This is a genomic window from Micromonospora sp. WMMC264, from assembly GCF_027497275.1.
In the GTDB taxonomy this organism is placed as follows: domain Bacteria; phylum Actinomycetota; class Actinomycetes; order Mycobacteriales; family Micromonosporaceae; genus Micromonospora; species Micromonospora chalcea.
The window spans coordinates 3,897,828-3,912,065 of record NZ_CP114907.1 but is presented as its reverse complement, the minus strand read 5'-3'; the positions used below and the strand labels follow the sequence as shown (position 1 = coordinate 3,912,065).

Annotated in this window: 15 protein-coding genes; 9 read left to right on the top strand and 6 right to left on the bottom strand. The window is 68.0% G+C overall.

Annotated elements, in window-relative coordinates:
- Positions 1–131: 131 nt before the first annotated feature.
- The 3 genes from O7542_RS16795 to O7542_RS16785 all read right to left on the bottom strand — a co-directional run bounded on the left by O7542_RS16795 (position 132) and on the right by O7542_RS16785 (position 3,667).
- Positions 132–302 carry a hypothetical protein gene (locus tag O7542_RS16795; RefSeq protein ID WP_157539106.1) on the bottom strand — a complete coding sequence of 57 codons (171 nt, stop codon included), beginning with the start codon at positions 300–302 and terminating at the stop codon, positions 132–134.
- Positions 303–517: 215 nt separating this feature from the next.
- Positions 518–1,489, bottom strand: a complete 972-nt coding sequence (locus O7542_RS16790; RefSeq protein WP_281604853.1) for a ParB/RepB/Spo0J family partition protein — start codon at positions 1,487–1,489, stop codon at positions 518–520.
- Positions 1,490–2,014: 525 nt separating this feature from the next.
- A complete protein-coding gene (locus tag O7542_RS16785; protein WP_281604852.1) occupies positions 2,015–3,667 on the bottom strand; it encodes a condensation domain-containing protein in 1,653 nt (550 codons plus the stop codon).
- 75 nt (positions 3,668–3,742) lie between these two features.
- Between O7542_RS16785 and O7542_RS16780 the strand changes: the two genes are divergently transcribed.
- The 7 genes from O7542_RS16780 to O7542_RS16750 all read left to right on the top strand — a co-directional run bounded on the left by O7542_RS16780 (position 3,743) and on the right by O7542_RS16750 (position 9,853).
- On the top strand, positions 3,743–4,831 hold the full coding sequence (locus O7542_RS16780; protein WP_280841839.1) for an ATP-binding cassette domain-containing protein: 1,089 nt from the start codon (positions 3,743–3,745) through the stop codon (positions 4,829–4,831).
- A gap of 80 nt (positions 4,832–4,911) precedes the next feature.
- A complete protein-coding gene (locus O7542_RS16775) occupies positions 4,912–5,670 on the top strand; it encodes an ABC-2 family transporter protein (RefSeq protein WP_281604851.1) in 759 nt (252 codons plus the stop codon).
- Positions 5,660–6,463 carry an ABC-2 family transporter protein gene (locus tag O7542_RS16770; RefSeq protein ID WP_064447346.1) on the top strand — a complete coding sequence of 268 codons (804 nt, stop codon included), beginning with the start codon at positions 5,660–5,662 and terminating at the stop codon, positions 6,461–6,463. The genes O7542_RS16775 and O7542_RS16770 overlap by 11 nt, the downstream gene beginning before the upstream one ends.
- Before the next feature lie 58 nt (positions 6,464–6,521).
- Complete coding sequence (locus O7542_RS16765; protein ID WP_069087890.1) at positions 6,522–7,460, top strand: hypothetical protein; 939 nt, start codon at positions 6,522–6,524, stop codon at positions 7,458–7,460.
- Between the two features lie 167 nt (positions 7,461–7,627).
- Positions 7,628–8,794 carry an AMP-binding protein gene (locus O7542_RS16760; protein ID WP_281604850.1) on the top strand — a complete coding sequence of 389 codons (1,167 nt, stop codon included), beginning with the start codon at positions 7,628–7,630 and terminating at the stop codon, positions 8,792–8,794.
- Positions 8,791–9,525: an SDR family oxidoreductase gene (locus tag O7542_RS16755; RefSeq protein WP_281604849.1), complete on the top strand. Its 735-nt coding sequence runs from the start codon at positions 8,791–8,793 to the stop codon at positions 9,523–9,525. The genes O7542_RS16760 and O7542_RS16755 overlap by 4 nt, the downstream gene beginning before the upstream one ends.
- 49 nt (positions 9,526–9,574) lie before the next feature.
- Positions 9,575–9,853, top strand: coding sequence for a phosphopantetheine-binding protein (locus O7542_RS16750; protein ID WP_158559989.1), 279 nt, complete (start codon positions 9,575–9,577; stop codon positions 9,851–9,853).
- A 78-nt stretch (positions 9,854–9,931) separates the two neighbouring features.
- Here the strand turns inward: O7542_RS16750 and O7542_RS16745 are convergent, their stop codons facing one another.
- The gene (locus tag O7542_RS16745) at positions 9,932–10,408 is read right to left on the bottom strand and encodes a MarR family transcriptional regulator (protein WP_231915556.1); all 477 of its coding nucleotides are present in this window, start codon (positions 10,406–10,408) and stop codon (positions 9,932–9,934) included.
- Between the two features lie 8 nt (positions 10,409–10,416).
- A complete protein-coding gene (locus O7542_RS16740) occupies positions 10,417–11,664 on the bottom strand; it encodes an NAD(P)/FAD-dependent oxidoreductase (protein ID WP_187692320.1) in 1,248 nt (415 codons plus the stop codon).
- 91 nt (positions 11,665–11,755) lie between these two features.
- Between O7542_RS16740 and O7542_RS16735 the strand changes: the two genes are divergently transcribed.
- Positions 11,756–12,139: a PadR family transcriptional regulator gene (locus O7542_RS16735; protein ID WP_043325311.1), complete on the top strand. Its 384-nt coding sequence runs from the start codon at positions 11,756–11,758 to the stop codon at positions 12,137–12,139.
- The gene (locus tag O7542_RS16730) at positions 12,136–13,032 is read left to right on the top strand and encodes a hypothetical protein (RefSeq protein ID WP_281604848.1); all 897 of its coding nucleotides are present in this window, start codon (positions 12,136–12,138) and stop codon (positions 13,030–13,032) included. Before O7542_RS16735 ends, O7542_RS16730 begins: the two co-directional genes overlap by 4 nt.
- A gap of 178 nt (positions 13,033–13,210) precedes the next feature.
- Here O7542_RS16730 and O7542_RS16725 read toward each other — a convergent pair whose 3' ends face one another.
- A complete protein-coding gene (locus O7542_RS16725) occupies positions 13,211–14,158 on the bottom strand; it encodes a matrixin family metalloprotease (protein WP_124778781.1) in 948 nt (315 codons plus the stop codon).
- Between the last annotated feature and the right edge of the window lie 80 nt (positions 14,159–14,238).

Here is a 14,238-nt window from a genome sequence, read left to right as displayed (position 1 = left end):
TCCGACCGGTTGACTTTCTGGACAACCTGAATGATTGACATCCTGTCGGCGTTCCCGGATACGGCTGCCCGATGACAGGAAAGCGCGTGCTAACCGGCCGAAAGACGGCCGGTTAGCACGCGACAGTTGGATCACAGGGACGTGAAGCCGCCGGTGCAGCCGCCCTGGATGAGGGCCGTCGAGAAGAGGTCGACCTCCTCGAAGAGACCCTCGATGTTGTCGATGGACGATTCCTCGGCGGTCTCGTTGAGGGAGACCTCTGCGTTTTGCGCGGACATTTCCTGCGCGGTGGTTGTCATCATGCAAAAAGCATTACAGGGCTATTTAGCTATGTCAATGAGTGCAGCTGCGGCGGGCGGAGTCCTGGCTCTTCCGGACATATTTGCGCCTCGACGTCGACGCGACGAGCGAGCGTCCGGCCACCGCCCGGCGCCGGGCGGTGGCCGAAGAAGTGCCAAGGCTGAGGTGCGGTGGGGCGGACGATCGCGGCGTGTGGACGGTCGGCGGGTTTGGCCGCTCAACCCACCTCGGTCTGGACGCGGATCGCCGCTCGCGCGGAGAGTTGCTCCCACTGCTGCGACAGTCCGCGACTGAGGCGGGCCACCAGCGGGAGGCAGTGCGGTGGAAGAGCGTTGATGATGTCGTGGTCGGAGACGAGGCTGAGTTGTTGATGCAGCATGCGCAGCAGGGTGCGCCCGGCCTCGGTGTAGCGCACGGACGGATCCTTGGCGAGGTTCTCCAGCGCCAACGCGGTGACGTCCCGGCTCGGCTCGGGCGTGCCGGGCGGCTCCTTGACCGCGGACAGTGCCCGTGCCGGCGACGGTGAACCCGCCGCACCGTCGTTCTGTTTGCGGCGTATGGTGCGGACCGTGTTCGGTGAGACGCCGGCCAACCGGGCGATTTCCCGCAGCGAAGCATCAGGTCGTTCGGCCAGGAGCGCGACGACAGCTTTCCGGCCGGCGTCGGCGTCTGTCGGCCGGACCCGTCCGTCCCGGCCGGTCCGCTCGGCCGGCATCGGCTGGCCGCTGCGTTGCCTCAATGTGCTGATCGTCTTGGCCGACAGCCCGGTGGCGCGGCCGAGTGACCGGTCCGACCAATGCGCGAACATCTCCAGCAGACGTTCGGCCGCCGCCCGGCGGTCGGCCAGGGTCAGCGGCAGGCCGTGCTTGATGTTGCTCGTGACGCTGCGCAGGAAGGCCATCTGGTCGTCGTCGTCGAGCATCAGCGCGTGAATCGAGTCCGCACCACGGAGCAGTGCCGCCTGCAGACGATGCATCCCGTCGATGACGCGCATGGTGCTGCGCTGCACCAGGATCGGCGGGTGCTGGAGTTCGGACTGGGCCAACAGCTGTACGTGCGTCTCGTCGACCCCGTGCCGGCGGGGGCCCTGACCGGGCAGGAGGGACCGGATCGGTACCGATACGGCCTCCTGCTGGCTTCCTTCGGTCCAGCTCTCCACAACCTGCAGCGGATCGTTGGCGTCGATCAACCTGTCCTCCCCGTGAACAGCTGCTGATGCCTCGCTGACCGGCTCTTCTTGGGCTCAGTCGTCGCCTCTCGTGAGTGGAACCGGTCCGATAAGTCAGAGAACAACTTGTCGGAAATTTCGGGCTCCGGTGATGCCGCTGGTAGTGGGCCGATCCTGAGTGCTCTGGCGGCCCGCGGCATGTGCAACTGTAGCTTCTGACCGCTTGCACAGGTGCCCCGCGGCACCCGGAAATTTCTCGGATTCAATGCGTCGACGCTCTTTTCCCTGCTTGGCGGTCGGTCTCGCTGTGGTGTAGGGCAGGGGGTCACCTACGCGGTCGCGGGTGGCATGCCGTGCGACCCGGTGTCGCGTGCGCAGCTGCGGAACCGCATCACTGCCGCGCCGGGATTCTCGGTGCCTTTCCGTAACTTCCGGGAGTGAGAGGGCCATGGCGACCTGGGCGCCGCCGACCGGTTCGAGAGCGACTGCGGCCTGCTGTCCTCGCGTGCCCGGGCACCCGGGCCGCGAGGCGGTCCACGTCGCTGATCAGTCCTGTACATCCCCTGCCCTCGAGACGAACCGGTGCGGGCGCATGCCGACCCGGCAGCCACGAAGCGCCTCGACGACAACGGTGTCGGAAGGAGCGCTGGTCTCGCGGCCGCTCCGAGGACTGGCCACCATCGCCACCAGGGAAGCCTCACCACCGGGAGTCTCAACCGCAAGTCGTAGGGTCATGCCCGGAAGCGCCGCATGCAGGCGTGCCGCCGTGGTGGGTAGGTGGATCCAGCTGTGGTCGATCTTGACCCAGTCGTCCGTCGTGCGGAACGACACGACGCCGGTCTCCGCGACGAGAGCGTCCGCGCTGAGCTCCGGTCGCAGGACCGCGGTGACGAGAATCGACTCGAACGCACGCAACCACTGCTCCGCCTCGGCGGGAGCGACATAGGCGGTGTCGACGAGCATCAGCACTTCGAGTATGTCGTCGCGGCGGTCCAGGTAGCAGAAGAGGGTGCTCGTGCTGCACTGGTCGCCGCCCAGCCACCGGACGGAGGTCCTGGCCGCTTCCTCCCGTATCCGCGCGGCGTTCGGTGCCTCCGCGGGGAGCGGCACGAACAGTCGGCTGTTGAGCCAGTAGGAGAGATCCAGCGGGAAGCCGCGTCGCTTCTCGACGCGCTCGCGCACCTCCATCAGGCCTCGGTGCGGGAAGCGCCCGGTCAGTGTCGCGTGGTGGATGGCGCCGGCGGATCGCCGCAGCAGCGCGTCGAAGTCGGCGTCGTCGATCGCCACGCAGGTGGGAACGTCCTGGGTGAGGCAACCCACCACGGCAGCCGTGTCCCGACCGGCCCGGTTGCTGACGCACACCTGGAGGTGAGCCCGGCTCAGCCCGCTGACGTGGGCCAGCACGAGGGAGAGGGCCGCGTGGCCGACCGCCGTCTCGCTGACCCCGTGCCGCTTGGCCAGGTGACTCAGGCACCACGCGCCGGCTGACGTCTGCATCACCACGTACCGATAGCGGGGATGCAACGGCTCGACCGGGAGCCGGGGCAGCATGCTCTGAGGCATGCGTGCAAGGCTCCGTTCGTGCCGGAGCAGCGCACGGGCCCCTTCCCGCCGGCCGGCCTCACTGCTCTCCCAGTGGCTGACATCGACGGGGTGGATCGCCGACGGCTCGCCGTCGGAGAAGTCAGCCTGGAGGACGTGGCGGAGGTGCCAGGTCATCCAGTGAGCGCCGAGGTAGTCCGACGCGAGATGGTTGATGGCCAGCAGGACGAAGGCCGGGCCACTCCGATCGGTCAGGATGCCCACGCGAACGGGGAGGTCGTCGGCCCCGAACGGGGTGCCCGCCAGCTCGGCTGCCGATTCGAGAGCCGATGTGAAGGTGGCTGTCACGGCGGTGATCACCGCGACGTGCAGGACTCCCTCGGTTGTGACCCTTTGCTGTGCGGAGGGCGCGTCCGGCTCGAACAGGGTTCGCGCGGACTCGCAGGCCTCGACCATTCCTCTGATGGCGGACGCGACCTCGTCGGCTTTCAGACCCGGCTTGATCCGGTGAGCGAACTTGAGGTTGAGTGAGGCGTTGTTCGGCTGGAGATCCGCCATCAGTTGCGCCATCCTCTGCTGTCCCCAGGTCAGATCGGCGGTTCGCCCGGACGGCGCACGAAAACGAATTTCCAATTTTTCTCCGTCCCGCAGTGACATCTTCTCCGTTGAACAGGACACCGAAAACAATTCGATTCAGAGAGAGGCTTGCGTCGAAGGCTATCGCTGGCATCCGTGCGGGGCAAGGTGGTTGGCGCGGCGATGGAAATGGTGCATGCTCGTCCGGTGACATTGATCCAAGTCGCAGGACTGCGTAAGGTCTTCCGCAAGCCGGAGAAGGCGCCGGGGCTACGCGGTTCCCTCCGGCACCTGCTCCAGCGTAGATTCTCCGAGCACGTCGCTGTGGACGGCATCGATCTGTCTGTGGCACAGGGCGAGGCAGTGGCCTACGTCGGTCCGAACGGCGCCGGCAAGTCCACCACGGTGAAGATGCTTTCCGGGATCCTGGTCCCGACCGCTGGACAGGTCCTCGTCGACGGCTTGGTGCCGTACCGGGCGAGGGTGGAGAACGCGCGACGCGTCGGCGTCGTCTTCGGGCAGCGAACGCAGCTGTGGTGGGACCTGCCCGTACGTGACTCGCTCGAACTGCTGCGGGACATGCACGGTCTGGGCGCCGCGCGGTACCGGGAGACACTGGCCCGCCTCGACGACGTCCTCGGCTTGGCCGACCTTCTCCCGGTGGTCGCCCGTAAGTTGTCGCTGGGGCAACGCATGCGGGCCGACCTCGCCGCGGCGCTGCTCCACGAACCGCGGATCGTCTACCTGGACGAGCCGACGATCGGCTTGGACATCGCGGTGAAGGACCGGGTGCGTTCCTTCGTGCGTCGGCTGGTGGCGGACGGGACGACGGTCATGCTCACCACCCACGACCTCGCCGACATCGAGGACATCTGCCGGCGCATCGTGATCATCGACGCGGGACGTGTGGTGTACGACGGTGACCTGCAGTCGGTGAAGGACACCCATGTCCGCGAGCGGTCGATGTCCTTCGAGCTGGCCGCCGGCTTGGCGGGCGTCGATCGGATCGCCGCGCGACTGCCGGGCGCTCAGGTCCGCGCGGGGTCGGACGACCGCGAGCTCACGGTCACCTTCGACCGGATGACGCTCGGCGCGCGAGAGGTGCTGGCGGCAGTGCTCGCCGAGGCGGAGATCGTCGACATGCACATCGACGAGCCGGCCATCGAGACGGTCGTCCGGAAGGTGTACGCGGGGCAGTTGCGGCCCGAGCCCGGCGGCGGGGTCGATCGGGAGACCGTGTCATGACATTCGTGACCGCCGGTGCGGTGCCGTTGCCGGCTGATACCCGATCACGCCGGATACGTGCCTATCGGAGCATGGCCCGGATGGCGCTGAAGAGCCTTCTCGCCTATCAGACGAGCTTCCTCTTCGGCATGCTGGCCTCGGCGTTCGGCGTCCTGTCCATGCTGTACCTGTGGCGCTCGGCACTCGCCGCCGGCCCTCGGCAAGGATTCGACTGGCCGCAGATGAAGGCGTACCTGCTGGTGGCGTTCGTCGTCGGTTCGCTGGTGTCCAGCTATACCGACTATCGAATGGCCAACCGCATCCAGCAGGGCGACGTGGCCATGGACCTGGTTCGGCCGGTCGACTACCAGTGGTCGCGCCTGGCCGAGAGCGTCGGGTTCGCCGTCTACGAAGCCGGCACGGCGATCGTGGTCGTCCTGGCAGCCGCCGCGATCTTCGGCGGCATGCCGCCGCCGGACCGGGACACCGTGCCGCTGTTCATCCTGTCCGCCTTGCTGGTGCTGCCCCTGCGGTTCGGAATCGTGTACCTGAGCGGTCTGCTCGTCTTCTGGACACAGAACTACGTGGGTGTGCAGGCCGCCCGGATCGCCCTGATCACGCTGTTCTCCGGGGCACTCGTACCGCTGGCCTTCCTGCCCGAGTGGATGCGGGTCATCGCCACGTACCTGCCGTTCGTCGGAATGGCGTCGACCCCGGCGCTGCTCTACACCGGCTCACTGGACGGCAGCGACGCGACGACCGCCGTGCTGGTGCAGGCGGCCTGGGCGGTCGTGCTGTGGTGGCTGGCGCGGTTGATGTGGTCGGCCGCCGCTCGGAAGCTGACGGTCCATGGTGGCTGAAGCACGACGAGCGCTGTGGCTCTACCGCCGTCTGCTCGGTGCCCAGGTGCGCGCCACTCTCCAGTACGAGGCCGACTTCTGGATCATGAGCCTGTCGGCAGTTCTCGTGCAGGCCGTCGGCGTGGTCTTCCTGTGGGCGATCTTCCGGAGCATCCCGGAGATCAACGGCTGGCAGTTCTGGGAAGTCGTGCTCATCTACGCGCTCGTGGTCGTCGCGGAAGGGCTGAGCGTGCTGGTCGCGCAGGGAGCCTGGACTCTCGCGGTGACTGTCAACTTCGGACAGCTGGACGCGATGCTGTTGCGGCCCTATCCACCGGTCCTCCAGGTGCTCAGCTCCGCGGTGGGAATGAACGGACTGGGCAATCTCGTCCTCGGCACCGGTCTGCTGATCGCCGCGGTGCGGCACGTCGACGTCAGTTGGAACGTCGGTCGCGTCGCGCTCGGGCTGCTGCTCGTGGTTGCGGCGGCCGGTGTGAAGATCGGGCTCAACCTCCTCACGAACTGCGCCGCCTTCTGGTTGCGTTCCCCGTACTCCATGTTCGCGTTCTCCATGCACAGCTTCGGGGAACTGGCTCGTTTTCCGGTCACCATCTACGGCCTTGGGGTCCGGATCACCCTTACCGTCGTCCTGCCCTATGCGTTCATGAGCTTCTTCCCCGCCGCGGCTGTCCTCGCGCACGGGCCGGCTCGTTGGCTGGGGCTGCTGACACCGGTCGTCGCCATCTACTGCCTGTGGATCGGGACGACCGTCTTCCGGTACGGGCTCTCACGATATGAAAGCTCCGGTCACTGATGTGCGAACACATCGGCCGCCACGCCGATTCCGTCGTCCAGTCTCTCGGAGCCCTCGGATGAGTCTCGTCGGAGGGCTGCGGGACGTCGTGCCGACTCCACCCGAGCACCGGGTGTGGATCAGCAGGGCCGAGGCGCTGGACACCTTGCGGTGTACGCCCGAGGAACTGGCGCAACTGGTTGCCGCCGGCCTCGTGGAGGAGGACGGCCGACACGACTACTGCGACGTGTGGAACGTGGGCCTGCTCAGCGGCACCGGACGCAGCAGTCCGGAGCGGATCATGATCTTCTTCGCGAGGATGCTGAAGTCGTACGGCGCGGACTGGGTCTCCGCGCGGGCCTACGAGATCGTCGGCTGGGCCCAGTGTCCCCGCGCGGAGCACTGCCCGTCGTCCGAGTGGAGCGCGCCTGTCCTACCGGACGTGCAGTGGCAGCATGAAGAGATCCAGGCCGGCAGGGCGGAGTGGCGCGGCAGGGTCGAACTGACCGGGAACACCGCCACGGTGCGAGACCCGAGGGTGCGGGAGGTCTGGGACGACCTGCTGCGGCGGTACCGCTTCCACTTCACACCCATGACCCTGTCCTCCGATGTCGCCGGCACCAGGCACCGGGGCGTCGGCGACTGCGACTCGCTGTGCCAGGTACTGATGTCTGAACTGCTGGACCGTGGTGTGGCGGCCGAGCAGGAGTCGGGTTACATCTTCGGAGGCGCACGCCTGGGCCTGCATTCCTGGGTACGGCTCGTGGACGCCGACGGGGAGGTCAAGATTCTCGACCCGGCCATGGCCCTGTTGTCCGACCTCTTCTTCACGCCCGAGTACAAGGCGTTCTGCTGCGGGTCCGGCAGTAACCGGGTGCTACGTCGCGCGAGTCGCGAGGGCATGTTCGCGGCTCATCCGTGCGTCACCGAAGACGGCAGGATCTTCTACGAGTTCACGCTCCGGTCGATCCGCCCCGGTCGGGCGCCGGGCCCGCGGTGCAGTGAGGGAGCAGGATGAACGGTCCTGAGGGGGAAGTCGCAGACCATGACGGGACGCGCGGCGGAGCGGGGGCCGCTGCCGTCGGTCGTCCGGTCGTCATCGACGGCCGGTCTCCGCCGCTCACCTCGCACGACCTGCACGCTGACGTTCTCGGCCTGCGACGTCGCGTACCCCGGGGTGCGACCGTGGCCCTGGTGGGGCAGAGTTCCCGCCTGGTCGCCTCAGCCATCGTCGCACTCGAGGGCTGGGCCGCCCGGGTCGAGTTCGTGGGTGACCTGAGTCCGACCGTAGGCTCGGCGGAGGCGGTGGTCCTGCGCGAGGCCGGGGATGATGCCCCAGCTGCCGCCTACGCATCCCACGGCGAACTGTCGGCCGGGGACGCGAGCACCGACGTGCGTACGCTCTGGCGTGTCTTCTCCTCAGGCACGACGGGGACGCCCACCCCGACCGACCACAGTCTCGACTCGCTGACGCGGCGGATTCGCCCGGTACGCCCGGCGCGGAATCCCGGCGACCGCGAGCAGCGGCGGTGGGGTCTCCTGTTCTCTCCTACCCGAATGGCGGGCATCCAGGTCGTCCTCCAGGCGATCCACGGCGACACCCTGGTGGACGCCCACCACGCCGCCGGGCTCGACGAGCGCCTCCAGCTGTTCGCCGGAGCCGGCGTCGACGCACTGTCCGCGACCCCGACGATGTGGCGGATGATTCTGCGCAGCAGGGCCTGTGACGACCTCCGGCTGCAACAGATCACGCTGGGTGGTGAGATCGCGACACAGTCGCTGATCAATGCGTTGCGGCGGCGGTTCGATGCGCGCGTCACGCATGTCTACGCGTCCACCGAGGCCGGTGCCGCCTTCTCGGTGAGCGACGGCAGGGAAGGTTTCCCCCGGCATCTTCTCGAGCCGGCTCCCGGCCGTGTGGCACTGGAGATCCGCGACGGCGTCCTGTTCGTCCGGGCGCCGGGAAGCAGCACGGCGCAGCCGGACGGATTCGTCTGCACGGGCGACCTCGTCGAGCCTCGCGGTGACCGGGTCTACTTCGTCGGCCGGAAGTCGCAGACGGTGAACGTCGGAGGGGACAAGGTCTCGCCGGAGCGGGTCGAGGAGCTGATCCGGCGGCATCCCGCAGTACATGATGCCGTGGTGACGCCCAGGCGCAGCCCGATCACGGGCTGGATCCTGACCGCCCGGGTTGTGCCTTCGCCTCTCGGCAGTGGGCTCGACCCCGACGAACTGCAGTCGGCCCTGCGGTCATTCGTCGCCGACCATCTGCCCCGGTCGCATACTCCCGCCTCGATCACCGCGGTAACCGAGTTCTTCTTGTCGCCCACCGGAAAGGTCAGCAGAGCGTGAACGAGGCGGAATCCCGCGGCGACTGTCCGTACGCGGTAGTGACCGGAACCAGCAGTGGCCTGGGGCGGGCGGTGGCCCGGCGGCTCGGCGGCGACGGATACCGGGTGGTGGGCCTGGCCCGCCGCGAGGTCGAGCCGGAGGAGGTGGGTCCGGGCTATGTCCACGTCCGTGCCGACCTGAGTGATCTGGAGTCCTTGCCTGGCCTGGCACGCGCAATCGTGGAGGCGCACGGCGCCCCCTACGCGCTGGTGAACAACGCCGCTCGCGGCACCGACGGTCTCCTGCCGCTGGTGAAGGACAGAACCATCTGGGAAACAGTGCAACTCGACCTTGTGTCGCCGATGGTTCTGACGAAGCATCTTGTCCGCTCGATGATCTCAGCGGGCCGGGGACGCGTGGTCAACGTCTCCTCGATCGTTGCCTCGACGGGATTCCGCGGTCTGTCCGTCTACGGGGCGGCGAAAGCGGGTTTGGAGGGGTTCACCCGTTCGCTGGCCCGCGACGTAGGGCGGCGCGGCGTGACGGTCAATGCGGTGGCGCCGGGCTTCCTTGACACCGAGATGACCGGCGCCCTGGGGGCGGAGAGCCAGGCGCGCATCAAGGGGCGCAGTCCGATCGGCCGGTTCGCACGTCTCGACGAAGTGGCCGCCGCAGTGACCTACCTTCTTTCCCCGGATGCCGCCGGTGTGACCGGAACGCTGATCACCGTGGACGGCGGCTCCACCGCATGAGGCCCGGACCGGAAATGTGGACGGACAAACACGTAGGGAAGGTGGCGCAGTGCTCGAGCGGGAGCGTGTAGCGGAGATCGTTCTTCGTGAAGTGGTCAAGCTGATCAAAGAGGAAGGGGGCGAGGACGGCGACGTCAGCCTGCAGAGCGGCCTGGCCGACAGCGGCTTGGACAGTCTCGCCTTCGCCGTCCTCGTTACGCGGCTCGAACAGTCGATGGGATTTGATCCCTTCCTCGCGTTGGAGGACGAGATCTTCCCCCGGACGGTGGGGGAGTTGGTGGAGGTCTACGTCGGCAATCAAATGGAGAGCGTCCCACCTCACAGGTGATGACTGCCGCTCCCCGGCAGGTTGGACGACTTCCCAAGGGAGCCCATCGGCGCGCCGTCGTCACGGGCGACGGCCGGGCTACTCGGTGTCGCCGTCGCGGAGGTGGTCCAACTCGGCGAGGTACATCGCCTGCAGGCGGTCGTGGTGCCGGACCAGCAGCCGGACCTCCTCGGCGCTGTAGCCCTCGACGAGCCGTTCCGCCCGCTCGGCGAAACGCTCGTACGGCCGCTCCAGGTCGGCGATCCGTTCCGGCCGTATGGTGACGACGACCCGCCGCCGGTCTGCCGGGTCGCGCTCGGCCGTCACGTAACCGGCCTGCTGGAGCCGGCGGAGCATGCTGGTGACCGCACCGGTGGTGAGGCTGGTCCGCTCGGCGATCTGCCCCGCGGTGGCGGAGCCGATGTCCGCCAGGTAGTCCAGGCACTCCAGGTCGCTCACGGCGAGGCCCAGCCGCTCCGCGATGGCGTACCGGAACACCATGGACAGCCGCGACGTCTCCCGCCCGGCGCGCATGAGGTCGGTGATCGCGGAGGCGCGGGCCGGATCGTGGGACATGCGGGCAATCATGCCTCCGGCACGGTGACCCGGTGCAGCCGAGGTAGCACGCGGGTCAGCACCCAGTGTGGCGCGGCCGCGCCCCCGGTGAGGCGGCGCATCAGCCCGGAGGCGGTGTCGACGGCGCGGAAGGCGTAGTCCGTCATCTCGTCCTGGTAGGCGGCGATCGCCTCCTCCGCCGAGGTGGCGCCCGCCCGCGCCTCGACCAGCCGGCGGCCGAGCAGGGCGGCGTCGCGGAGCGCGGTGTTGCCGCCGTGGGCGCCGAACGGTGGCATGACGTGTACGGCGTCACCCATCATCGTGGCCCGTGGCACCGCCCACCGGTGCGGCCGTCGGCCGGTGGCGAAGAGGTTGAGCACCGTGGCGTCCAGCTCGGCGGTGTCGACCAGGCGCCGGATGAGCGGATGGAAGTCCGTACTCAATCGGTCGGCCAGTTTCCACAGCGCCAGCAGGTTCCCGCGGACGTCGGCCGGCAGTTCCTCCTGCCGGAGCAGCAGGCCCCACATGACGTAGTCGTCGCCGCTGGGCGCGTAGTTGCCCGGGGCCAGGCGTGCGAACGCCGCCTGCGGGCTCTCGCCGAACCGCATGGAGGTGAAGAAGAAGGCGCTGCCGGGCCGGTCGGCGATGGCCAGGACCCCGCTGGTACGCAGTGCGTCGGGGATGACGCTCTCGCCGTTGCGCAGCAGGGGAGAGCGGCCGTAGATGCCCGCCATCGAGGTGTTCGCCGGGTCCGCGTCCGGCATGAGCTGCGGTCGCAGGGCCGAGCCGACGCCGTCCGCGCCCACCACGACGGTTGCCGCGGCGGCCTCGCCGTCGGAGAACCGCAGTCGAAGCCCTGCCGGGCCGCCGCTCTCCACCGCGACGGCGTCCTTGCCGTAGTGGATGCGCCCGTTCAACCCGGACTGCAGGATCGACCGCAGGGTCAGCCGGTCGACCTGGCGGGTCGCGCCCGGCTCGTCCTTGAACGTGATGGTGAAGGCGTCCCGCAGCCGGCTGTTGGTGAAGCGCAGGTGACCGCCGGGCTCGTCGCCGGTGGCCAGCGCCAGGTGGTAGAGCGAGCGGGGCAGGCTCTCGCGAAGCGCCTCCAGCCCGTACCGGTCGAGAATGATCCGGTAACCCTGCCGCCGGATGAAGGGGCCCGGGTCCCGCTCGTAGACGTGCACGTCGATGCCGGCGCGCGTCAGGTACTGGGCGAGGCAGAGGCCGGAGAGGCCGGCGCCGGCGATCGCCACCGAGAAGTTCGTCGATGTGCCCATGCAATTACCTTAATCATTAAGATAATTTGAGCAAGGGTCACTTTGAACAGTCACCTTGGACGGATACTCAAGTTGGTTGTATATTCGGCTCATGGGATCGGCTTCGCGTCCCGCGCTACGGGAACCGTCGTACTTCGTCCTCGCCGCTCTGCTCGGCGGGCCGCTCCACGGCTATGCCGTGATCAAGCGGGTCAAAGAGCTGTCCGACGGGCGGGTGACCCTCGCCGCCGGATCGCTGTACTCCGTGATCGACCGGCTGCTCGGCGAGGGCCTCGTCACCGCCGATGGTGAGGAGATCGTCAACGGGCGTGCCCGTCGCTACTACCGGCTCACCGACGAGGGCTGTCTCGTACTCACCGAAGAGGCCGACCGGCTCGCCCAGGCCGCCCGGGTGGTCATGGACCGCCTGCCGCGCCGGGTCCAATCGCAGGCAAGTGCCCGTCACCCTTCTACCGCGAGGATCAGACCAGCATGAGTTCCGATGTCCTGGAGAAGCGCTACCGGATGCTGCTGCGGGCCTACCCCGCCGACTACCGCCGCGAACGCGCCGACGAGCTGATCGACACGCTGATCGGCGACGAACCCACCACCCGCCGCTGGCCCAGCGCCCGGGAGGCGGCCTCGCTCGTCCGGGGCGGCCTGCGGGTGTACGGCGGCGGCGCCGCGCCCCGGCCCACCGCCGTGCTGTTCTGGCAGGGCATCCACCTCGGCGCCCTCGCGGTGCTGGCGCTGGGTGTCCTCATCGGCCTGGACGACATCGTCGAGGCGTTCCAGTTCGGCGGACTCTCGGACCCTCTGACCGTCCTGCGGAATCAGGGCATCCACGAGATCGTGCTGATCGCCGCGCTGGTGGCGCTCGTCGCGGGCCGCGCCCGTACCGCCGCCGTTCTGGCGGTGACCGCGGCGGTGGTGCCGACCGTGATCTCGCAGTACCTGTTCCTCAACGGCCTGCCGCAGTGGTGGGCGCCGGTCGTCGCCGCGCCGCTGATCGTGCTGGGGCTGCGGCGCCCGGCGGACGTGCCGCCGGCGCCCCGGGCCAACGCCGTCCTGGTCACCGCCGGCATCCTCGCCCTGCATCTCATCCCCGCGGGCGGCCTCCGCATGGCCGACGCCGGTCCGCGGATCGTCGTCGCCGTCATGGTCGTCGCCGGGATTGCCGCATTCCTGTGGGTGGCCACGGCCGACCAGCGGCTGCTGATCGCCGTCGTCCCCACCCTCCTGCTGGGTACGCTCCACCAGTTGGACAACAGCGGGTTGACGGGGGAGTTGCTGCGCCGGCCGGACGCCCTGCCGTCCCTGGTCGTCGCGGTCCTGATGGCTGTCGTCGCGGTCGTGTCGACCCGGCAGCGGCAGCGCACCCGAGCCTGACCAACTCGCGGGTGGTCCACAACGGCGGCCGGCAGGGATCTGTAGCCGACTGTGGCACACGGCCACCGCACGTTCATCGGCGGTCCTCAGACCATCGATGAACGTGCGGTGGCCGTCCTCATGGCTCGCCACACCCAACGCCGAAGTCGAGCGACGCCGGAGTACTACGGCTTGCCTGTCAGTACAAGGTGCCCATCCCGGTAAGATCACCGCTTCGCTTGACTCGCTTATTCACTCCCGTGCCGAGCGTCGGGAACATCACCGGATAAGAGCTGCCCGTGTAGTGCGCCAAGCCAAAGCCGTGCCCAGCCTCATGCGTGGCAACGGAGATGAGGTCGAAACGCCCCGCAGGGACAGTCCCGGAAAGGCCGGTGAACCAGTTCGTGACCCGGTTGTTGAATGCTATGTCGACCTCCACCCTGAGGCCGGAGCCGTCGACCCACGAGTAGGTGGCTCCCAAGATGTCCGGATCAAATCCGGCCCATCCGACTACATTTCCGTTGTCCCTCGTTCCCCACGTGTAGCGGGTGGTTGACCCTCGATAGTCGGCGAAGGCGAACGTGTAGTACGTGCCGCATGCGGAAGAAGTGTCAGTTATGAATTGGAAGCCGTACTTGATGGCTTGAAGCGCGTCCGAGGCCGGCTGCGACCGGCTGTTGTAGGTCCACGGAAACACAGATTGCTGCCATACGCCGCCGCTGAAGTTGTATTCGTAGGAGCTTCCGCAGTACGCAGGCACAGCTGCGAGCCCAGATGACTGAGTCTTCGCTGCCCCGGCTGATTCTGGGTGCTTGGTGGCTGGTTCTGCGCGTTTGGCGAGGATGCGCTTGAGAGCGCCCGCTGTGGCAGTGGATCCAAGCGCGGGCGTCTCGTCGATCTGCAACGCCAGCTGACCGTCGGTCGCCCGATAGACAGAAGCAGCGCTCGGGCCCGTCGAGCCGGGCGTCCGCAGAACCTGCACGATGGCGACCATGCCTGGCTCCGGAACTGCAACCTCGAGACCCTCGGCGACTCGGACGACGGTGTCCGAAGCCAATTGGCAAGAAGTGCCGACCGACTTGATCTCGCTTGGTGACAAGGTTGAGCTGCATGGAATCTCGGCAGCGAACGACGGCGTCGTCGGCATCAAAGCGACCGCAGGCATCAAAGCGGTTAATGCGATTACGGTGCCAACTGACCTACTACGGCCTTCTTTTCGAGCCATGG

Excerpts from the sequence above, each read along its gene's own strand:
- O7542_RS16775 (WP_281604851.1), top strand. The coding sequence starts at position 4,912 with ATGGCGCTGAAGAGCCTTCTCGCCTATCAGACGAGCTTCCTCTTCGGC.
- O7542_RS16785 (WP_281604852.1), bottom strand. The coding sequence starts at position 3,667 with ATGTCACTGCGGGACGGAGAAAAATTGGAAATTCGTTTTCGTGCGCCG.
- O7542_RS16745 (WP_231915556.1), bottom strand. The coding sequence starts at position 10,408 with ATGTCCCACGATCCGGCCCGCGCCTCCGCGATCACCGACCTCATGCGC.
- O7542_RS16770 (WP_064447346.1), top strand. The coding sequence starts at position 5,660 with ATGGTGGCTGAAGCACGACGAGCGCTGTGGCTCTACCGCCGTCTGCTC.
- O7542_RS16795 (WP_157539106.1), bottom strand. The coding sequence starts at position 302 with ATGATGACAACCACCGCGCAGGAAATGTCCGCGCAAAACGCAGAGGTC.
- O7542_RS16735 (WP_043325311.1), top strand. The coding sequence starts at position 11,756 with ATGGGATCGGCTTCGCGTCCCGCGCTACGGGAACCGTCGTACTTCGTC.
- O7542_RS16725 (WP_124778781.1), bottom strand. The coding sequence starts at position 14,158 with ATGCCGACGACGCCGTCGTTCGCTGCCGAGATTCCATGCAGCTCAACC.
- O7542_RS16765 (WP_069087890.1), top strand. The coding sequence starts at position 6,522 with ATGAGTCTCGTCGGAGGGCTGCGGGACGTCGTGCCGACTCCACCCGAG.
- O7542_RS16740 (WP_187692320.1), bottom strand. The coding sequence starts at position 11,664 with ATGGGCACATCGACGAACTTCTCGGTGGCGATCGCCGGCGCCGGCCTC.
- O7542_RS16730 (WP_281604848.1), top strand. The coding sequence starts at position 12,136 with ATGAGTTCCGATGTCCTGGAGAAGCGCTACCGGATGCTGCTGCGGGCC.